At 64.4% G+C, this 18,675-nt stretch carries 18 protein-coding genes; 7 read left to right on the forward strand and 11 right to left on the reverse strand.

From position 1 onward, the window contains the following. Positions 1 to 46: 46 nt before the first annotated feature. A complete protein-coding gene (locus C4K39_RS19260; protein WP_068576784.1) occupies positions 47 to 994 on the reverse strand; it encodes a choline ABC transporter substrate-binding protein in 948 nt (315 codons plus the stop codon). A 492-nt stretch (positions 995 to 1,486) separates the two neighbouring features. Here C4K39_RS19260 and C4K39_RS19265 point away from each other — a divergent pair, with 492 nt between their 5' ends. Both C4K39_RS19265 and gbdR read left to right on the forward strand, forming a co-directional pair. After that, complete coding sequence (locus C4K39_RS19265; RefSeq protein WP_124347194.1) at positions 1,487 to 2,863, forward strand: L-serine ammonia-lyase; 1,377 nt, start codon at positions 1,487 to 1,489, stop codon at positions 2,861 to 2,863. A 418-nt stretch (positions 2,864 to 3,281) separates the two neighbouring features. Further along, a complete protein-coding gene (gene gbdR, locus C4K39_RS19270; protein ID WP_022641528.1) occupies positions 3,282 to 4,385 on the forward strand; it encodes a choline metabolism transcriptional regulator GbdR in 1,104 nt (367 codons plus the stop codon). 22 nt (positions 4,386 to 4,407) lie between these two features. On the opposite strand, the gene aac(6') is transcribed toward gbdR, so the two are convergent. Then, the gene (gene aac(6') / locus C4K39_RS19275; protein ID WP_124347195.1) at positions 4,408 to 4,854 is read right to left on the reverse strand and encodes an aminoglycoside 6'-N-acetyltransferase; all 447 of its coding nucleotides are present in this window, start codon (positions 4,852 to 4,854) and stop codon (positions 4,408 to 4,410) included. Between the two features lie 66 nt (positions 4,855 to 4,920). Continuing rightward, positions 4,921 to 5,184 (reverse strand): hypothetical protein, encoded by a 264-nt coding sequence (locus C4K39_RS19280; protein ID WP_068576789.1) that lies wholly within the window; start codon positions 5,182 to 5,184, stop codon positions 4,921 to 4,923. Between the two features lie 314 nt (positions 5,185 to 5,498). Here C4K39_RS19280 and C4K39_RS19285 point away from each other — a divergent pair, with 314 nt between their 5' ends. Continuing rightward, complete coding sequence (locus C4K39_RS19285; protein ID WP_176719733.1) at positions 5,499 to 5,927, forward strand: DUF4952 domain-containing protein; 429 nt, start codon at positions 5,499 to 5,501, stop codon at positions 5,925 to 5,927. 261 nt (positions 5,928 to 6,188) lie between these two features. On the opposite strand, the gene C4K39_RS19290 is transcribed toward C4K39_RS19285, so the two are convergent. From C4K39_RS19290 to C4K39_RS19310, 5 genes are all read right to left on the reverse strand, one after another. Further along, on the reverse strand, positions 6,189 to 7,349 hold the full coding sequence (locus tag C4K39_RS19290; protein WP_068583097.1) for a gamma-butyrobetaine dioxygenase: 1,161 nt from the start codon (positions 7,347 to 7,349) through the stop codon (positions 6,189 to 6,191). A gap of 25 nt (positions 7,350 to 7,374) precedes the next feature. After that, positions 7,375 to 7,851 carry a thioesterase family protein gene (locus tag C4K39_RS19295; protein ID WP_124347196.1) on the reverse strand — a complete coding sequence of 159 codons (477 nt, stop codon included), beginning with the start codon at positions 7,849 to 7,851 and terminating at the stop codon, positions 7,375 to 7,377. An 84-nt stretch (positions 7,852 to 7,935) separates the two neighbouring features. Then, a complete protein-coding gene (locus C4K39_RS19300; RefSeq protein ID WP_124347197.1) occupies positions 7,936 to 8,901 on the reverse strand; it encodes an L-carnitine dehydrogenase in 966 nt (321 codons plus the stop codon). A gap of 177 nt (positions 8,902 to 9,078) precedes the next feature. Then, the gene (gene cdhC / locus C4K39_RS19305) at positions 9,079 to 9,966 is read right to left on the reverse strand and encodes a 3-dehydrocarnitine:acetyl-CoA trimethylamine transferase CdhC (RefSeq protein ID WP_068583106.1); all 888 of its coding nucleotides are present in this window, start codon (positions 9,964 to 9,966) and stop codon (positions 9,079 to 9,081) included. 89 nt (positions 9,967 to 10,055) lie between these two features. Next, positions 10,056 to 11,000 (reverse strand): choline ABC transporter substrate-binding protein, encoded by a 945-nt coding sequence (locus C4K39_RS19310; RefSeq protein ID WP_068583108.1) that lies wholly within the window; start codon positions 10,998 to 11,000, stop codon positions 10,056 to 10,058. A gap of 193 nt (positions 11,001 to 11,193) precedes the next feature. Between C4K39_RS19310 and C4K39_RS19315 the strand changes: the two genes are divergently transcribed. Continuing rightward, the gene (locus C4K39_RS19315; protein ID WP_124347198.1) at positions 11,194 to 12,141 is read left to right on the forward strand and encodes a GlxA family transcriptional regulator; all 948 of its coding nucleotides are present in this window, start codon (positions 11,194 to 11,196) and stop codon (positions 12,139 to 12,141) included. 257 nt (positions 12,142 to 12,398) lie between these two features. Here the strand turns inward: C4K39_RS19315 and C4K39_RS19320 are convergent, their stop codons facing one another. The 3 genes from C4K39_RS19320 to C4K39_RS19330 all read right to left on the reverse strand — a co-directional run bounded on the left by C4K39_RS19320 (position 12,399) and on the right by C4K39_RS19330 (position 14,444). Further along, positions 12,399 to 12,815 carry a DUF3010 family protein gene (locus tag C4K39_RS19320; protein WP_022641519.1) on the reverse strand — a complete coding sequence of 139 codons (417 nt, stop codon included), beginning with the start codon at positions 12,813 to 12,815 and terminating at the stop codon, positions 12,399 to 12,401. Between the two features lie 151 nt (positions 12,816 to 12,966). Continuing rightward, positions 12,967 to 13,884, reverse strand: coding sequence for a LysR family transcriptional regulator (locus C4K39_RS19325; RefSeq protein WP_124347199.1), 918 nt, complete (start codon positions 13,882 to 13,884; stop codon positions 12,967 to 12,969). A gap of 155 nt (positions 13,885 to 14,039) precedes the next feature. Then, a complete protein-coding gene (locus C4K39_RS19330; RefSeq protein ID WP_068583118.1) occupies positions 14,040 to 14,444 on the reverse strand; it encodes a lysozyme inhibitor LprI family protein in 405 nt (134 codons plus the stop codon). A gap of 240 nt (positions 14,445 to 14,684) precedes the next feature. On the opposite strand from C4K39_RS19330, the gene C4K39_RS19340 reads away from it, so the two are divergent. The 3 genes from C4K39_RS19340 (at position 14,685) to dgcA (ending at position 18,479) form a co-directional block, all read left to right on the forward strand. Further along, entirely contained in the window at positions 14,685 to 15,662 is a 978-nt protein-coding gene (locus C4K39_RS19340) for a dipeptidase (protein WP_124347200.1), read from the forward strand. A 210-nt stretch (positions 15,663 to 15,872) separates the two neighbouring features. Further along, the gene (locus C4K39_RS19345; protein WP_022641515.1) at positions 15,873 to 16,403 is read left to right on the forward strand and encodes a DUF5943 domain-containing protein; all 531 of its coding nucleotides are present in this window, start codon (positions 15,873 to 15,875) and stop codon (positions 16,401 to 16,403) included. Positions 16,404 to 16,418: 15 nt separating this feature from the next. Further along, positions 16,419 to 18,479, forward strand: a complete 2,061-nt coding sequence (dgcA, locus tag C4K39_RS19350; protein ID WP_068583127.1) for a dimethylglycine demethylation protein DgcA — start codon at positions 16,419 to 16,421, stop codon at positions 18,477 to 18,479. Positions 18,480 to 18,675 lie beyond the last annotated feature (196 nt).

The following is an 18,675-nucleotide window of genomic DNA, read 5'->3' on the forward strand; positions in this document are numbered from 1 at the left end:
AATGGAAAAACAGCCCGGGCAGGCGAACCCGCCCGGCGTAAGCAACTTACTGGGCCAGCTTGGCTTTGACGGCCTCCAGGCCTGGTTTGCCATCGATGGTGGTGACTCCGGCGAGCCAGGTATCGAGCACTTGAGGATTGTTCTTCAGCCAGGCCTTGGCGGCCGCGTCGGGCTTCATCTTGTCGTCCAGCACGTTCCCCATCAGGGTGCTTTCCATGTTCAGGGTAAACGACAGGTTCTTCAGCAGTTGGCCGACGTTGCTGCACTCCTGGGCGTAGCCCTTGCGAGTGTTGGTGTAGATGGTCGCCTGGCCGAAGTTGGGGCCGAAGAACTCGTCGCCGCCGGTCAGGTACTTCATCTTGAAGCGGGTGTTCATCGGGTGCGGTTCCCAGCCCAGGAACACCACCGCGGTGTCGCGGCGCTGGGCGCGCTCCACCTGGCTGAGCATGCCCGCCTCGCTGGATTCCACCACTTTGAAACCGGCGTCCTTCAGGCCGAAGGCATTCTTGTCGATCATGCTCTGGATGGTGCGGTTGCCGTCGTTGCCCGGCTCGATGCCATAGATCTTGCCGTCCAGTTCCTTCTTGAACTTGACGATGTCGGCGAAGTCCTTGAGGCCCTTGTCATACAAGGCCTCGGGAACGGCCAGGGTGTACTTGGCGTTCTCCAGGTTGGCGCGCACGGTCTCCACGGTACCGGCCTCGCGATAGGCCTTGATGTCGTTTTCCATGGTCGGCATCCAGTTACCCAGGAAGACGTCCATGTTCTTGCCGTCGGCCAGGGACTTGTAGGTCACCGGCACGGAAATCATCGTGGTCTTGGTCTTGTAGCCCAGGGCGTTGAGCACGACGCTGGTGGTGGCGGTGGTCACGGTGATGTCGGTCCAGCCGACATCGGAGAAGTTCACGGTACCGCACTGTGCCGGTTCTGCAGCGTGTGCCAGAAGCGGCAGACCCAGCATGGCGGCCAGCAACAACGAGGGGGAACCTTTCATAGAGGGGAGACTCCTGGATGTTCTTCTTGGCGGCGTTTGGACCGCGCTTATTAAGTGTGGCGGTTGGTGTGTCGGGAACAGCTCTACCACCCCAGGGGCTGTTGACGTTTGCCAAGTGGACCGCCGTCGCGGCCTGCCACCAAACGTCAACAGCCCCTTGCAATCGAGTCGAGACTGATCATGTACCAGTGAAAATCTGTCGCCTACGGGGTGCGTCGTATCCAGTACAGGGAGGGTCGCATCCAGTGTCGGTGACGTCGCTTACAGCGTTTTTCCGCAATTTTTCCTTCATCCGGGGCGCAAAAAACGCCCGGAATCAGGCCCTGTCGCCAAGCGGCGTTGGTGGACATGAACGAGTCGGTGTCAGACGTCGGCAAACCCGGCAAAAGCCTGATGATGCGCCCTTCTCGGCGGATTGCAGCTTGAGCGTAGCAGCTCCGTCAGTGGGCGTTTTCGGCGTCCGGACTGTGCTCATCGAGGAGTCACCCAGGCATGGCTATCAGTGTTTTCGACTTGTTCAAAATCGGTATCGGCCCCTCCAGTTCCCACACCGTCGGCCCCATGCGCGCAGCCGCGCTGTTCGCCCAGGCGCTGGGTGAAAAACAGCTGCTGGATCAGGTGCGCCGGATCGAGGTCCAGCTCTATGGCTCGCTGTCGGCCACCGGTATCGGCCATGGCAGCGACAACGCGGTGATCATGGGGCTGATGGGCGAGTGGCCCGATGCGATCGACCCCTCGTTGATCGGCACCCGCATCGACCTGCTGCGACAGACCTCTACCTTGTTGCTGGACGGGCGCCTGCCGGTGCCGTTCATCTGGTCCCGGGACATGCGCCTGCTCGACGAGAACCTGCCGTTCCACCCCAATGCCATGACCCTGGTGGCCGAAGGCGAGGGCGGGGAACTGCATCGCGACACCTATTATTCGGTCGGCGGCGGTTTTGTCGTCGACCAGGCCCAGGCCGACAGTGGCGTGGCGGACCTGGATCGCAGCGAGCTGCCCTACGATTTCTCCAGTGCGGTGGAGTTGCTGGATCTGTGCCGCAGGCACAACCTGCGGGTGGCCGAGCTGATGCTGGCCAACGAGAAGACCTGGCGCTCGGAGGAAGAAATCCGCAGTGGGCTGATGGCGCTCTGGCGCGCCATGCAGGACTGCGTGGAACAAGGTCTCAAGCACGAGGGCACGCTGCCGGGCGGGCTCCATGTACGGCGCCGGGCGGCCAAGCTGCACCGCAGCCTGCAGGAGCTGAACAAGCCCAATGTGATCGGCTCGACCCTGAGCGCCATGGAGTGGGTCAACCTCTATGCCCTGGCGGTCAACGAAGAGAATGCCGCCGGCGGGCGCATGGTCACCGCGCCCACCAACGGTGCGGCGGGGATCATCCCGGCGGTGCTGCACTACTTCATGAAGTTCAGCGAGGAGGTGACCGACGCCAATGTGGTGGACTTCTTCCTCGGTGCGGCGGCCATCGGCATCCTGTGTAAAAAGAATGCCTCCATCTCCGGTGCCGAGGTCGGTTGCCAGGGCGAGGTCGGCTCGGCCTGCGCCATGGCGGCGGCGGGACTGGCGGAGATCCTCGGTGCTACCCCGGAACAATTGTGCAACGCTGCGGAGATCGGCCTGGAACACAACCTTGGACTGACCTGCGACCCGGTGGGCGGCCTGGTCCAGGTGCCCTGCATCGAGCGCAACGCCATCGCCGCGGTGAAGGCGATCAATGCCGCGCAGATGGCCCTGCGTGGCGATGGCCAGCACTTCATCTCCCTGGACCGGGTGATTCGCACCATGCGCGATACCGGGGCCGACATGCATGACAAATACAAGGAAACTTCCCGCGGCGGCCTGGCCGTAAGCGCCGTGGAATGCTGAGCCGCCCGCCGCTGCGCGCAAACGGCCCATCGGCGCGGGAGGACGCCACCTTTTAGCGCGTCGTGATTAGACAAGTGGCCCACGGAGCCGACGGGCATTCCCGTTCGTCGCTGCGTTGCGCTTTGAGTGACACTCGGCTGTGGCCTGCACGCGCGACGGCTCTACGAGTGCTACCTAACTGCTCACCCTCGCCGGCGCCCGCCGGCGACTTTCGTTCTGCATGTCTTTAATCCGCACACAGGCAAGGGCTATGTAGAGGCTTCGCGACGTCGTTTTCAGGAGTTATTGAATGCCCATTCAACTTTAGGCATGGCAATTGCTCTGTGATGACCAAGCCCGTTTCCCTCGAGTGACAGGGCACCAATAAAAAGAGCCTCCGCCTGAGGCCATCACCCGCTTTGTGTGAGGAGATATCGCGATGACGTCGTTCAACTCCGGGGCCCAGCCCCAGAACCGTGCGCCTCAATCCATCGGCTTTTTGCTGCTGGACAATTTCACGCTGATTTCCCTGGCCTCCGCAGTCGAACCCCTGCGCATGGCCAACCAACTGTCCGGCCGCGAGCTGTATCGCTGGACCACCCTCAGCGTCGATGGCGGCCAGGTCTGGGCCAGTGATGGCCTGCAAATCACTCCCGACGCTTCCATGCACAAAGCCCCCAGCCTGGATACCGTGATCGTCTGCGGCGGTATCGGCATCCAGCGCACCGTGACCCGTGAGCATGTGTCCTGGTTGCAGAGCCAGGCCCGTCAGTCCCGACGCCTTGGCGCCGTGTGCACCGGCAGCTGGGCGCTGGCCTGCGCCGGCCTGCTGGACGGCTTCGATTGCAGCGTGCACTGGGAGTGCCTGGCGGCGATGCAGGAAGCCTTCCCCCGGGTGGCCATGAGCACCCGCCTGTTCACCCTCGATCGCAACCGCTTCACCAGCTCCGGAGGCACCGCGCCGCTGGACATGATGCTGCACCTGATCAGCCGCGATCACGGCCGCGAGCTGTCGGCGGCGATCTCGGAGATGTTCGTCTACGAGCGCATCCGCAACGAGCAGGACCACCAGCGCGTACCGCTCAAGCACATGCTGGGCACCAACCAGCCCAAGCTGCAGGAAATCGTCGCGCTGATGGAAGCCAACCTGGAGGAGCCGATCGACCTCGACGAACTGGCGGTGTACGTCGCGGTATCGCGCCGGCAACTGGAGCGCCTGTTCCAGAAGTACCTGCACTGCTCGCCATCGCGCTACTACCTCAAGCTGCGCTTGATCCGCGCCCGGCAACTGCTCAAGCAGACGCCGATGTCGATCATCGAAGTGGCCTCGGTCTGCGGTTTCGTCTCCACCCCGCACTTCTCCAAGTGCTACCGCGAGTATTTCGGCATTCCGCCACGGGACGAGCGCATCGGTTCCAACACCACCCAGCAGGTGGCGATGATGCCGCTGCCCCAGGCCATGGTCCTGGCGCCACTGTCCGGGCCACTGTCGGCCCTGAGCCAGGCGCGCAACGAATCCACCTTCGCCAGCGTGCGTCTCTAGGCGCGGTCGCAGGCCGCCCCGGTCACAGCGCCTTCTTGAAATACACCACGCGCTCGGTTTCCTCGAAGCCGAGCGCGTGGTGCAGGGCGTGGCTGACCAGGTTGTCCAGGCTGGCGTCCGAGGCGATCTCCACGCAGCCCTGCTGCCGCCCCCACTGGCTGACCTGTTCGATCAGGCGCTGGGCTATGCCCTGGCGCCGGTGTTCGGGAGCGACGTAGATACCTTCCAGAAACACCACCGGCGAGCTGTCGGTGCCATTGACGTAGTCGTGGCGCAACGACGCCTCGGCCAGGCCCAGCGTTTCACCACTGGCGGCCTGGGCCAGCCAGCAGCCGTAGCGAGCGGGCTCGGCGAGCATCTGGCGGATTTCTTCCCGGTGTTCCTCGGGGGGGCAGTGGGGCCACAGGCCCAGGCGCAATTGCAGCCAATGGCCGGGATCGGCGGCTTGGCCGGGCAGGATACGGATCATGGGCGGTCGCCTGTGCAGTACAAAGAGGTGCGTACTCTAGCAACCGGCCCATGGCACCGGGGCGATTCAGGCGCGTTTTTGCTGCTGGTACTCGGCCAATGCCGGCAACAGCTGGCGGTCGAGGGCCTGGCGCACGGCAGGAAGAATGGTCGCGTTGCCGGTGAGCATCTGCTCGACCATGCCCTTGAGTGCCTTGGCCCGGGCATCGCTCAGGCCCCTGACTGCGCATTCGCAGGCCTGCTCGGCACTGGCGCCTGCGGGCATCTCGAAACCCAGGGCCCGGAGTTGCCCCAGCAGGTCGTCCTGGTCAATCAAATCCGCGTGCATCATGGCGCTTATCCTTGTTCAGGGAGTGGGGTCGCCAGCCGATTCTGGTAGGCCGTCCCGATGGCGGCAAGGGCAGATTGTCGCGATGGCCCGTTTACCTATGAACAGGTCGTTTTCGGCTAAGTCGATGACCATGGCCGGTTGCCACAGCGTTGGGAAAAGGCGGCGCAATCAAGTCTTGCGGCGCTTGCTTGTGAGGCTTCGGGCTTGCCTGAAGGGTGGGGTAATGAGCGCTCCTGTCGCGCAAAGACACTCTGTGCAAGCGCTGGGTGTTCGGTAGGATGGCCGCCGAGTGGCAAACCATGGAGCTGGAGTGGATGAAAGTGATGTTCAGAATGGGGTTCGCCTGTTTGTTGTTGATGGTTTCCAGCGCTGCTCTGGCAGCTCCCGAGTGTGGCGATTTTCTGAAGGCCATGACCGATCCACCGAAGTCCCTGGAGTTTTTCCGTTGTGAGTCGAAGCCCCAGGATCAGGGCGCACCGCTGACCGCCAGTTACCGGGTCAAAGGTAAGGATGCCCATGAGGTAGAGCGCTATCTGCAGCGGGAGTTGGGGGTTCAGGAGGGGCTCAGGTTTGTCTGCTGCGGCTGGGAAACGAAGGGTTTCATTTCCTATAGGGATAAAAAGACCGGGCGTAATTACCAGATTGGCATGGGCTCTGAAGAGACGCCCTACAACCAGCGCCAGGATTGGCACAAGATCGGCTATTTCTATGTGACGGTGGTGCTGTATACCGAGGACATCTGAAGGCGTGGCTGTGGCCCTATTACCTATGAGCAGGTCGCTCTTGGCTAACTCGCGGGAAGGCAGAGTGGGCAGACTGAAACCAGCTCGCGTCGTGTCGGTTTGGTCACCTTCTCACCGCAGCTCCTCAGAAGTAGTCCCTGCCTCGATCCTGTCACGGCTTGATCGGGGCTTTTTTTTGCCTGTGGAAAGCTCTCCGGCAAGCTTCGCCGGCAAGCCGGCAAGCCGGCTCCTACGGCGGAGCCGGGGCGGGAGGGGTGAGGATCAGCGCTGTAGCACCAGGATTCTGGAGAGCAGTTCGTCGCGGTCGATGTAGCAGCCCTGGAAGTGCCGAGCGCCGCTGGCCGGATCGAAGGCATTGCGCGCATGCAGGGTGCGCCGATTGTCGAAGCACCACAGCTGCCCCGGTTCCAGGCGCCGCACCAGGCGAAAGCGCGCCTGGCGAGTCAGGGCGATCAGGCTTCGATAGGCGTGGTACAGGGGCGGCATCTGTTCTGGCGGTGCGTCGAAGGGGCCGCGCAGGAAGTTGGCCATGCGGATCTCCGCCACCTGGCCCAGGGCGTCCAGGGCGATGATCGGCGCCAGGCAGCGGTAGTCGCTGTGGCGGTCCTTGTTGCGAAACTCCACGGGGATTTCGCACAGGGTGCGAAACGCCTCGGGGTCTTCCCGGCGCAGGGCATCGGCGATGGCGAAACCGTCGACGAAGATGCTCTCGCCGCCGGCCGCGTCGTTCACCAGGCAGTGCAGGAACTGCAAGCCCGGTTGCAATTCGCGAGTGGGCAGGTCGCTGTGCAGCGGCAGGTTGAAGGCGGTGTAGGCATTGCTGTCGGCATCGGCCTTGGATTGCACGTTGAACAGCACACCGAAGTTGCTTTCGCGGATGAACGAGATCCGCCGGGCGATCGCTGCCAGCGCGCCGGGTTCGGTCGGTGCTCCCCGGACCTGGGTCAGGCCGATATCGCGCACCGCCAGCAGCCATTGCAACAACGCCTGGGGATCGTCCATCACCGCCTGGTATTCGAAGACCGGCAGTTGCAGGCTGCTGTCCCATAACCGGCTGTGGGCCCTGGCCACGCGGCGCTCCTCGCGCGACTGCGGGTCATAGGCGTGGGCCCGCAACCAGCCTGGGTCGAAACGGCTCTGGTGGCCGTCCTGCCAGATCACTTGCAGGCAACCCTGGTGGTCGATTTGCGCGCTGGAGCACGCCAGGTCCTCGGGCACATCGAGGATCTCCAGCACCTGCTCGCGGGTCACCGGATAGACGCATTGGGGGCAGGAGCAGTTGTCCCGCAGCCAGGGGTGGTGGAAGGGACTCCAGCGACCGTCCGCCCACTGCACCAGGACCTGGTCCGGCAAGGCCTGGACGGTGGCCAGCGCGCTGATCAACGGATAGCTGCGGTAGTCGGCAAAGGCGGCGGTGTGCACGGCGATCTCCTTTTCGGGTTGGGGATTACTTCTGCGCGGGCAGGCCGATCACCCGGCCGATCCAGGCCGGAGGTGGCAGGTCCGCCTGTGCGGCTTGCAGGGCCGCAAGCCGTTGCCGCACGGCGTCGGTGAACGGCGCCGAATGCGGCCCGGCGAGGTCGACGTGGAGCAGCATCTGTTCGTTGCCGGCCAGCTCCCGGGCATCACCGACCTGGTGCAGGCTGTGGTACAGGTGCAGGCGCTTGTGGTCGTGGCCGATGATCTGGGTGCGTACTTGCACCTCGGTGTCGAGCTTCACTTCGTGCAGGTAATTCAGGTGCAGCTCCAGGGTGAACAGCGAGTGACCGCTGGCTTCGCGGTTGTCGCTGTCCAGCCCCAGGCAGTCCATCAGGGCATCGGTGGCGTAGCTGAAGATCAGCAGGTAGAAGGCATCGCGCAGATGGCCGTTGTAATCGACCCAGTCGCTGACGATGCGGGTGTTGTAGGTAGTCAGTGCAGGCATGGCAGGGGCTCGGGCAAGGGGCAGTGGAATCCCGGGGCCGCTGCCGAAGGCCCCAAGGCGCCCGGCAGTGGCTTGCAGGAGGCGTTATTCGCTGAAACTCATGCCGTGCCTGGCCTTGGTGGTTTTCACCGCCTCCAGCACCGCCAGCAGGCAGTCGTCGCGATAGCGCTCCAGGGCCGCAATGCTGTGCGTGCCCAACTGCTCGGCGGTGCCTTCGACCACGTCGTCGATCAGCTTGTCGGTCAGCTCCGGGGCTGGCAGGTAGGTCCAGGGCAGTTGCAGCGCCGGGCCGAACTGGGCCATGAAGTGGCGCATGCCAGCGTCGCCGCCCGCCAGGGTGTAGGTGAGAAAGGTGCCCATGAACGACCAGCGCAGGCCGGCGCCAAAGCGGATCGCATCGTCGATTTCCCCGGTGGTCGCCACGCCGTCGTTGACCAGGTGCAGGGCCTCGCGCCACAGCGCTTCGAGAAGACGATCGGCGATGAACCCCGGGACTTCCTTGCGCACGTGCAACGGGCGCATGCCCAGGGATTGGTAGACCTGGATCGCCGCTTGCACGGCCTCTGGCGCGGTGCGCTTGCCGCCCACCACCTCCACCAGCGGCAGCAGGTACACCGGGTTGAACGGGTGGCCCACCACGCAGCGTTCCGGGTGGGTCGAGCCTTCGTAGAATTCGCTGGGCAGCAGCCCCGAGGTGCTGGAGCCGATCAGCGCGTCGGGCTTGGCCGCCGCACTGATCTTGCTGTGCAGCTCCAGCTTGAGTTCCAGGCGTTCCGGGGCGCTTTCCTGGATAAAGTCCGCGTCACGCACGCATTCCTCGATGGTCGCCACGAAGCGCAGGCGGTCCTGGGAGGCACCGGGTGCCAGGCCGTTCTTCTGCAGTGCGCCCCAGGCATTGGCCACCCGCTGGCGCAACGCCGCCTCGGCGCCTGGAGCCGGGTCCCAGGCCACCACGTCCAGGCCATGGGCCAGGGCGCGGGCTACCCAGCCGCTGCCGATCACGCCACTGCCCAGGGCAGCGAAGGTCTTGATGTCGGTGATAAAACGCATGGCAATGTCCTGATGGTCAAAAAATGGAGGTATCTGTAGCCGCTGCCGAGCCTGCGAGGCTGCGTCCGGCGGCGTAGCCGTCGTGAAGCCGGACGGCGCGGTGTGCCAGGTAACCCATGGTTGCTGTCGTGGCGGCTGTGTTGCCGCCGTGCGCAGCCTCGTACAAGGCCGGAGTGGTTATCCGCGTTTGTTCAGGCCCATCTTCTGGCGGCCCTCGGCCGGGGTCAGGACCCGTGCTCCCAGGCGGCTGAGGATCTCGCTGGCGCGCTCCACCAACTGGCCGTTGGTGGCCAGCACGCCCTTGTCCAGCCACAGGTTGTCTTCCAGGCCGACCCGTACGTTGCCGCCCAGCAGCACGGCCTGGGCGGCCATCGGCATCTGCATGCGGCCGATGCCGAAGCCGGCCCAGACCACGTCCGGCGGCAGGTTGTCGACCATGGCCTTCATGGTGGTGGTATCGGCCGGGGCGCCCCAGGGAATGCCCAGGCACAGCTGGAACAGCGGGTCGTCCAGCAGGCCTTCCTTGATCATCTGCTTGGCGAACCACAGGTGGCCGGTATCGAAGATCTCCAGCTCGGCCTTCACCCCCAGTTCCTGGATGCGCTTGGCGCCGGCCCGCAGTTGGGCCGGGGTCGAGACGTAGATGGTGTCGCCGTCGCCGAAATTCAGGGTGCCGCAGTCCAGGGTGCAGATCTCCGGCAGCAGCGCCTCGACGTGGGCCAGGCGCGCCAGCGGGCCGACCAGGTCGGTATTGGGGCCGAACTCGGTGGGGCGTTCCCCCGGGCCGATTTCCAGGTCGCCGCCCATGCCGGCAGTGAGGTTGACGATGATGTCGACGTCGGCCTCGCGGATGCGCTCCATGACTTCGCGGTACAGCGCCACGTCGCGGCTGAACTTGCCGGTCTGCGGATCGCGGACGTGGCAGTGGACCACGGTGGCCCCGGCCTTGGCGGCTTCTACCGCGGCGGCGGCGATCTGCTTGGGGGTGATGGGTACATGGGGACTCTTGGCGGTGGTATCGCCGGCCCCGGTGAGTGCGCAAGTGATGATGACATCGTGGTTCATGGTGCAATTTCCTTACAGGCGTGTTTGCTGGGGGCGTGGCGCTGCCGTGCGCGACCCTGGCGGGCGGCGCGACGGCACAGGTATTCAGGTTATTGGCGGGTCAGTTGCAGGTGCTCGATGGCCGGCTTGCCGTCGAAGGTTGTCACCCCGTCGAGCCAGCGCTGCTGGTCTTGCGGGTGATCCTTGAGCCACTGCCGGGCGGATTCCAGGGCGTCCTTGTGGTCCAGCAGCGGCTGCATCATGCGGCTCTCGTCCTCGGCGCTGAAGGTCAGGTTGGCCAGCAGCCGGCTGACATTGGGGCACTGCTGGGCGTAGCTGGGGGCGGTGACCGTCCAGACCGTGGCCCGGCCTTCATCGGGCCCCAGGGCGTTGTCGCTGCCGGAGAGGTAGGTCATCTGCACGTTGACGTTCATCGGGTGTGGCGCCCAGCCGAAGAACACCACCGCCTCCTTGCGCCGTACCGCGCGGTCCACCGCGGCGAGCATGCCGGCCTCGCTGGACTCCACCAGCTGGAACTTGCCGAGGCCGAACTGGTTCTTGGCGATCATCGCCTTGATCTGGGTATTGGCGCCGGAGCCGGGCTCGATGCCGTAGATCTTGCCGCCCAGCTCCTTCTCGAACCGGGCGATGTCGGCGAAGCTCTTCAGGCCCTTGTCCGCCAGGTAAGTGGGCACGGCGAGGGTGGCGCGGGCGTCTTTCAGGCTGGGCTGGTCGAGGACCTTGACCTGGCCGGCCTCGACGAACGGGGTGATGGTCTGGGTCATCAGCGGGTTCCAGTAGCCCAGGAACAGGTCCAGGCGCTGGTCGCGGATGCCGGCGAAGATGATCTGCTGCGAGGCGCTGGTCTGCTTGGTCTTGTAGCCGAGGCCGTCGAGCAGGACCTGGGCCATGGCGCTGGTGGCGATCACGTCGGTCCAGTTGACCACGCCCAGGCGCACGTTCTGGCAACTGGCGGCATCGGCGGCCATGGCCCCGGAGCTGAACAGGAGGGTACCGCTAAGAGCCAGGACGCAACGGCTGATCAGTCGTTTCATGAGGGTTTCCTCGGCAGGTCGTTATTGTGGGCCCGGTGTCTTCGTGCGCCGGTGATGCCACGTTACGCAGCTGGCGGGTTGCGAAAACGCACAGCGGCGACCGGCTCTTGCACTGCAGCGACCTCGTGTCTTGAAGCCGCCCGGGAAACGGCGTATCACAATGGCCACGCCGCCCGTCCTCCGAGTGCGTCCCATGTCCCAGGATTTCTACTTCTTGCTGCTGCCGGGGTTCTCGGCCATCGGCTTCATCTCGGCCATCGAGCCTTTGCGGGTGGCCAACCGCTTTCGCGGCGGGCTGTATCGCTGGCATGTATTGAGTGTGGATGGCGGGGCGGTGCTGGCCAGCAACGGCATGTCGGTCAACGCCGATGCCGCGCTGGAGCCGCTGAAGAAGGGCACCACCTTGCTGGTGGTGGCCGGGTTCGAGCCGCTGCGCTCCTTCGGAGCGGCCCTGGAGCACTGGCTGCGGCGCCTGGATGGGGACGGGGTGACCCTGGGCGGGATCGACACCGGTAGCGTGGTGCTGGCCGAGGCCGGCCTGCTGGAAGGGCACCGGGTGGCCCTGCACTGGGAAGCGATCGACGCCTTCAAGGAGTCTTATCCACAGCTGAGCGTCACCCAGGAACTGTTCGAGATCGACCGGCGGCGCATCAGCTCGGCCGGTGGCACGGCGTCCATCGACATGATGCTCGACCTGATCGGCCAGGCCCACGGCCCGCAGCTGGCGATCCAGGTCAGCGAGCAGTTCGTGCTGGGGCGCATCCGTCCGCGCAAGGACCACCAGCGCATGGAGGTCGCCAGCCGCTACGGCATCAACAACAAGAAACTGGTGCAGGTGATCGGCGAGATGGAGCAGCACAGCGAGCCGCCCCTGAGCACCCTGGCCCTGGCCGAGTCGGTCAACATCACCCGACGCCAGTTGGAGCGCCTGTTTCGCCTGCACCTCAACGACACGCCGAGCAATTTCTACCTCGGGCTGCGCCTGGACAAGGCCCGCCAGCTATTGCGCCAGAGCGACCTGAGCGTGCTGGAAGTGAGCATCGCCTGCGGTTTCGAATCGCCGTCCTATTTCACCCGCAGCTACCGCGCGCGGTTCACTCGCTGCCCACGGGAGGATCGGCAACACAGCCAGAAGGCCTGAGAGCCTGTTCACGATCTGCTGCGCTTAGCCCATGGGGCGTTAAAAAAGGCTTCGAAATGCTCATTCAGGACCCTGAATTGCGCTTTCTCAGCCATTTTTGCCTGGCCTGAACGTCGCTCGCTAGACCGTGAGCAGGCTCTGAGCTGCCCTATTGGTGGGAGCGAAACTGGCTCGCGCTGCAGGCAACCCATAGGGTCAGGCCGTACGCCTCGCGGGCCAGTCGGATCGCCGCCCGCTCGCTCCTACAGATACGCGGACTACTTTTTCAGCAGCGCCGCGCAGGCCGCCTTGTACGCCTCGTGCTGGTACTTGTTGAGGCTCGCTGGCAGCTCGTAGCCGTGCTTCTTGTGCTGGGCGGTGAGGGTCTGGGGCGACAGCAGGGTCACCTCGCAATTCTCCAGCAACTGGAACACGCCCTCGATCTTGAAGGTGGTAGGGCCACCGGCGAACTCGCCTTTCTTGCTGCGCTTCTTGATGGCGATCCGGGTGATGCCCTGCTCGCGAACAAAATCTCGCACCTGGGCGGCGAAGGTGCGCACGTTGGCTGCTTCATCGTCGTCTTCCAGGGCGATCTTCTTCACGGCGATGGCCTGGTGTTCAAGCGTGCCGCCTTGCAGGGAGGCGAGGGCGAAGATGGCTTCGCTGCCCTTGATCTCGATACCGCAAATGCTCATGGGGAATCCTTGTGAAAGTCGTTGGCTGGTGCGCAGCTTACAGCTCCAGCTGGTCGGCGCGAATGCCGAATGCCGAATGCCGAATGCCGCGGCGCGACCGAGACTTGTATTTCCTCCACGACAGAAGCTTGTCCCTTTGTTGCCCCTCTCACTAGCGGGCGGGCGGCGGTCCGCGACGGTCCATTTCGTACACCCGGCTGTGCAGCAGGCGTTCCTTGAGCCAGGTACCGGCCTGGCCCAAGGTGTTTTGGCGTGCCCAGAGCAGGTCGATGCCGACCTGCCAGTCGCCGTGGAACGGGTCGGCCAGGTGCAGTTCCACCAGTTCGCCCCTGGCCAGCTCGCGCTGGACCAGTTGTCGGGGCAGGGCGGCCCAGCCGAGCCCGGCACGCAGCATCTCCAGCAGTGCGTGTTGGTCCTGTACCTGCCACAGCCGCAGGCAACGCAGGTACTCGCTGCTGGGGGGCTGCTGGCTGGGCAGGCTGGAGGCGCACAGGCGCCGGTGCTGCTGCAAGTCGTCGGCGCTCAGAGGGTTGCGCTGCGCCAGGGGATGGTCCGGGCGGCAGGCATGCACCAGGTGCAAGCGGCCCACTTGCTGGAACTCCAGCGCCTGGGGGTAACCAGGCGCTGAGGGGGCCAGGCCGAGAACCGCCTCACCCCGGGCTACCAGTTCGCTGGCACTGCTGGAGTGAGGCTGGCGCAGCAACAGGTCGACCTGGGGGAAAGCCTGTTCGAACTCATGCAACAGCGGCAGCAGCGGACCGTACGGTGCCTGGATCACCAGCGTCAGTTGCGGCTCCGGCTCCTGGGACAAGCCATCGGCGCTGGCTTGCAGGTCCTGGCAGCGTTCCAGTACTGCCTCGGCCTGCAGCAGGATTTTCCGACCAGTGGCGGTCAACGCCGGGCTGCGGGTGCTGCGATCGAACAGCTCCACCTTCAGGTCGTCTTCCAGGTTGGCGATGGCCAGGCTGACGGTGGACTGGGTCTTGCCCAGCCGACGCGCGGCGGCCGAGAACGAGCCGGTCCGCGCGGCCTGTACGAACATCTGCAATTGATCCAGCGAAAAATCCATGGCGTCCCCCAATCCCTGGGCAAAGTGACCCGGTCCACCATTGAGAACGATGGCCAGCCGGGCTTAGCAGGGTAGTCAAGCACAGGCTGGCGAGCCTTGGCGGCCCATGGGGGAGGGGGGCGAGGGCTCGCCCCCGGATCGGCGCCAGGGGTGGATCACTCCTGGGCGATGGACTCGATGAACTCCGAACGCTCGTCGCTCATGCGCGCCAGGCAGTCGTTGCTGGCGATGTTGTAGGCCTTGCTGCCGGGCTTGGCCGGGAAGGATTCCACGGCGCAGTCGGCGTCGCGCTGCTTCTGCCACAGCTGCTGGGCGTTCTTGACCTTGGCGGTGATGTCGCCCAGCTGAGCCTTGTCGTTGCCATACACGGTGCCCAGGCGTTCCAGCAGGCTCTGCACATTGTCATTGAGCAACTGCTCGGCGGTGGTCCTGTTATAGGTCGCGCACTCCAGGGTCTGCACGTCGTTTTCGACGCCATCGCAGGGAGAGTTGTCGGTTTCTTCGGCCGCCTGTGCGCCGCTCGCCAAGAGTACCAAGGCCAGGAAGATCGGTTTCTTCATTGCAGCGCTGCCCCCAAATCCAATGAAGCTTTCGTTGAAGCGGCGAATTCTGGCGCAAGGCCCCGGTAAAGAACAGAGGCCCGGATAACCCTCTATCCGCTGCTTTGTCGGCGCTTGACGCTTTCGGCAAACCCCCTGTCGTTTTTGCATCGGGGCGCCCTGGCCCTCAGGCATATGCTGGCCCCAAAGCGCCGGCAGACGATTCGGCGCAGGAATCGCCAGATAAAAGGGGACAGCCTGATGAGCCCAGCCGAACTACACGCCGACAGCATCGTTATCGACGGCCTGATCATTGCCAAATGGAACCGCGAGCTGTTCGAGGACATGCGCAAGGGCGGCCTGACCGCGGCCAACTGCACGGTGTCGGTCTGGGAAGGCTTCAAGGCCACGGTCGACCAGATCGCCGCCAGCCAGAAGCTGATCCGCGAGAACAGCGACCTGGTGATGCCGGTGCGCACCACCGCCGACATCCGCCGAGCCAAGGAACTGGGCAAGACCGGCATCCTCTTCGGCTTCCAGAACGCCCATGCCTTCGAGGACCAGATCGGTTATGTGGACGTGTTCAAGCAGCTGGGCGTGGGCATCGTGCAGATGTGCTACAACACCCAGAACCTGGTGGGCACCGGCTGCTACGAGCGCGACGGCGGGCTGTCGGGCTTCGGCCGCGAGATCGTCGCCGAGATGAACCGCGTCGGCATCATGTGCGACCTGTCCCACGTCGGTTCCAAGACCAGCGAGGAAGTCATCCTCGAATCGAAGAAGCCGGTCTGCTACTCCCATTGCCTGCCTTCGGGCCTCAAAGAACACCCGCGCAACAAGTCCGATGCCGAACTGAAGTTCATCGCCGACCACGGCGGCTTCGTCGGCGTGACCATGTTCGCGCCGTTCCTGGCCAAGGGCATCGACTCGACCATCGACGACTATGCCGAGGCCATCGAGTACACCATGAACATCGTCGGTGAAGACGCCATCGGCATCGGCACCGACTTCACCCAGGGCCACGGCCAGGATTTCTTCGAGTACCTGACCCACGACAAGGGCTACGCCCGGCGCCTGACCAACTTCGGCAAGATCATCAACCCGCTGGGCATCCGCACCGTGGGCGAATTCCCCAACCTCACCCAGACCCTGCTGGGGCGCGGCCACTCCGAGCGCGTGGTGCGCAAGATCATGGGCGAGAACTGGGTGAATGTGCTCAAGGACGTCTGGGGCGAGTGATGAACATCCCCGGAGCCTGCTGCGCCCACCGATAGCTGCGTCGCGTCCTCGCGACAGGCTCGCCGTACATGCGTACTGCTCTCGCCTGTCGCTGCGGGTCTCCTTGCTCTCGGTGTGCTCGCGACGGCTCCAGCGGTATTCACGCGAATTTTTTCCATGCAAAGCCAAGGCTTTGCCAAGCCAAGAATGAATTTCTGGAGTCAAGTTTCCATGGCCAAGATCGCCCCGCAACTGCCCATCGAAGTCGACAGCGAGACCGGCGTCTGGACGTCCGATGCCCTGCCGATGCTGTACGTGCCGCGGCATTTCTTCGTCAACAACCACATGGGCATCGAGGAAGTGCTGGGCGCCGACGCCTATGCCGAGATCCTCTACAAGGCCGGCTACAAGTCCGCCTGGCACTGGTGCGAGAAAGAAGCCCAATGCCATGGCCTGGAAGGCGTGGCGGTGTTCGAGCACTACATGAAGCGCCTCTCCCAGCGCGGCTGGGGCCTGTTCAAGATCCAGGACATCGACCTCGACCAGGGCACCGCCAGCGTCAAGCTCGAGCACTCGGCCTTCGTCTACGTCTACGGCAAGTGCGGGCGCAAGGTGGACTACATGTTCACCGGCTGGTTCGCCGGCGCCATGGACCAGATCCTGGCGGCCCGTGGCAGCAAGATCCGCACCGTGGCAGAGCAGGTCTACGGTGGTTCCGAAGAAGGGCACGACGACGGCCTGTTCGTCGTCAAAGCGTTGTAAGCGGAGTTCAAGACAATGGCTTTCGAAGCGATGTTCCAGCCGATCCAGATCGGCAAACTGACCATCCGCAACCGCGTGCTCAGTACCGCCCACGCCGAGGTCTACGCCACCGACGGCGGCATGACCACCGAGCGCTACGTGAAGTACTACGAGGAAAAGGCCAAGGGCGGCATCGGCCTGGCGATTTGCGGCGGCTCCTCGGTGGTGGCCATCGACAGTCCCCAGGAATGGTGGAGCTCGGTGAACCTGTCCACCGACCGCATCATCCCGCACTTCCAGAACCTCTCCGACGCCATGCACAAGCACGGCGCCAAGATCATGATCCAGATTACCCACATGGGCCGGCGCTCGCGCTGGGATGGCTTCAACTGGCCGACCCTGATGTCGCCGTCCGGGGTCCGTGAGCCGGTGCACCGCGCCACCTGCAAGACCATCGAGGTGGAAGAAATCTGGCGGGTGATCGGCAACTACGCCCAAGCCGCCCGTCGCGCCAAGGAAGGTGGCCTGGACGGCGTGGAGCTGTCGGCGGTGCACCAGCACATGATCGACCAGTTCTGGAGCCCGCGGGTCAACAAGCGGACCGACGAATGGGGCGGCACCTTCGAGAAGCGCATGCGCTTCGGCCTGGAGGTGCTCAAGGCGGTGCGCGCCGAGGTCGGCGACGATTTCTGCGTCGGCATGCGCATCTGCGGCGACGAATTCCATCCCGATGGCCTGTCCCACGAGGACATGAAGCAGATCGCCAAGTACTACGACGACACCGGCATGCTCGACTTCCTCGGCGTGGTCGGTTCCGGTTGCGACACCCACAACACCCTGGCCAACGTCATCCCCAACATGAGCTTCCCGCCGGAGCCGTTCCTGCACCTGGCGGCAGGCATCAAGGAAGTGGTCAAGGTCCCGGTGCTGCACGCACAGAACATCAAGGACCCGAACCAGGCCACGCGCATCCTCGAGGGCGGCTACGTCGACATGGTCGGCATGACCCGCGCGCACATGGCCGACCCGCACCTGATCGCCAAGATCAAGATGGGCCAGATCGACCAGATCAAGCAGTGCGTCGGTGCCAACTACTGCATCGACCGCCAGTACCAGGGCCTGGACGTGCTGTGCATCCAGAACGCCGCCACTTCCCGTGAATACATGGGCGTGCCGCACATCATCGAGAAGACCACCGGCGCCAAGCGCAAGGTGGTGGTAGTCGGCGCCGGTCCTGCGGGCATGGAGGCTGCCCGGGTGGCGGCCGAGCGCGGCCACGATGTGACCCTGTTCGAGAAGAAAGAGGCGATCGGCGGACAGATCACCACCGCCTCCAAGGCTCCGCAGCGCGACCAGATCGCCGGCATCACCCGCTGGTACCAACTGGAGCTGGCGCGGCTGAAGGTCGACCTGCGCCTGGGCACCGCGGCGGACGCGGCGACCATCCTCGACCTGCGTCCCGACGTGGTGGTGCTGGCGGTGGGCGGCCATCCGTTCATCGAGCAGAACGAACACTGGGGCGCCGCCGAAGGGTTGGTGGTCAGCAGCTGGGACATCCTCGATGGCCGGGTCGCCCCGGGCAAGAACGTGCTGGTGTACGACACCATCTGCGAATTCACCGGGATGTCGGTCGCCGACTACCTGGCCGACAAGGGCTCGCAGGTGGAGATCGTCACCGATGACATCAAGCCCGGCATCGCCATCGGCGGCACCTCGTTCCCCACCTACTACCGCAGCCTGTACCCCAAGGAAGTGATCATGACCGGGGACCTGACCCTGGAGAAGGTCTACCGCGAGGGCGACAAGCTGGTGGCGGTACTGGAGAACGAATACACCGGCGCCCGCGAGGAGCGGGTGGTGGACCAGGTGGTGGTGGAGAACGGCGTGCGTCCCGACGAGGCGCTGTACTACGGGCTCAAGGACGGCTCGCGCAACAAGGGCCAGATCGACGTCGAGGCGCTGTTCGCGATCAAGCCGCAGCCTTGCCTGGGCGAAGCGGGCGACGGCTACCTGCTGTTCCGCATCGGCGATTGCGTGTCCCAGCGCAACACCCATGCCGCGATCTACGACGCCCTGCGCCTGTGCAAGGACTTTTGACGGCAGCGACAAGTTTCAAGCTGCAAGCGGCAAGTTGAAGCAGGTGTTCGGCAGTGCTTTTGCTTGTCGCTTGCCCCTGGCGTTCTGTAAGGACTTTTAGCCGCCGTTGCAGGTTTTGAGCGGCCAGTGAGAGCGAATGCTCAGCCTTGTTTTTTCTTGCCGCTTGAAGCTAGCCGCTTGCAGCTGACCTTAAGGT

Source organism: Pseudomonas sessilinigenes, assembly GCF_003850565.1.
In the GTDB taxonomy this organism is placed as follows: Bacteria; Pseudomonadota; Gammaproteobacteria; order Pseudomonadales; family Pseudomonadaceae; genus Aquipseudomonas; species Aquipseudomonas sessilinigenes.

Excerpts from the sequence above, each read along its gene's own strand:
- C4K39_RS19260 (WP_068576784.1), bottom strand. The coding sequence starts at position 994 with ATGAAAGGTTCCCCCTCGTTGTTGCTGGCCGCCATGCTGGGTCTGCCG.
- C4K39_RS19265 (WP_124347194.1), top strand. The coding sequence starts at position 1,487 with ATGGCTATCAGTGTTTTCGACTTGTTCAAAATCGGTATCGGCCCCTCC.
- gbdR (WP_022641528.1), top strand. The coding sequence starts at position 3,282 with ATGACGTCGTTCAACTCCGGGGCCCAGCCCCAGAACCGTGCGCCTCAA.
- C4K39_RS19280 (WP_068576789.1), bottom strand. The coding sequence starts at position 5,184 with ATGATGCACGCGGATTTGATTGACCAGGACGACCTGCTGGGGCAACTC.
- C4K39_RS19285 (WP_176719733.1), top strand. The coding sequence starts at position 5,499 with ATGAAAGTGATGTTCAGAATGGGGTTCGCCTGTTTGTTGTTGATGGTT.
- C4K39_RS19295 (WP_124347196.1), bottom strand. The coding sequence starts at position 7,851 with ATGCCTGCACTGACTACCTACAACACCCGCATCGTCAGCGACTGGGTC.
- C4K39_RS19300 (WP_124347197.1), bottom strand. The coding sequence starts at position 8,901 with ATGCGTTTTATCACCGACATCAAGACCTTCGCTGCCCTGGGCAGTGGC.
- cdhC (WP_068583106.1), bottom strand. The coding sequence starts at position 9,966 with ATGAACCACGATGTCATCATCACTTGCGCACTCACCGGGGCCGGCGAT.
- C4K39_RS19310 (WP_068583108.1), bottom strand. The coding sequence starts at position 11,000 with ATGAAACGACTGATCAGCCGTTGCGTCCTGGCTCTTAGCGGTACCCTC.
- C4K39_RS19315 (WP_124347198.1), top strand. The coding sequence starts at position 11,194 with ATGTCCCAGGATTTCTACTTCTTGCTGCTGCCGGGGTTCTCGGCCATC.
- C4K39_RS19320 (WP_022641519.1), bottom strand. The coding sequence starts at position 12,815 with ATGAGCATTTGCGGTATCGAGATCAAGGGCAGCGAAGCCATCTTCGCC.
- C4K39_RS19325 (WP_124347199.1), bottom strand. The coding sequence starts at position 13,884 with ATGGATTTTTCGCTGGATCAATTGCAGATGTTCGTACAGGCCGCGCGG.
- C4K39_RS19330 (WP_068583118.1), bottom strand. The coding sequence starts at position 14,444 with ATGAAGAAACCGATCTTCCTGGCCTTGGTACTCTTGGCGAGCGGCGCA.
- C4K39_RS19340 (WP_124347200.1), top strand. The coding sequence starts at position 14,685 with ATGAGCCCAGCCGAACTACACGCCGACAGCATCGTTATCGACGGCCTG.
- C4K39_RS19345 (WP_022641515.1), top strand. The coding sequence starts at position 15,873 with ATGGCCAAGATCGCCCCGCAACTGCCCATCGAAGTCGACAGCGAGACC.
- dgcA (WP_068583127.1), top strand. The coding sequence starts at position 16,419 with ATGGCTTTCGAAGCGATGTTCCAGCCGATCCAGATCGGCAAACTGACC.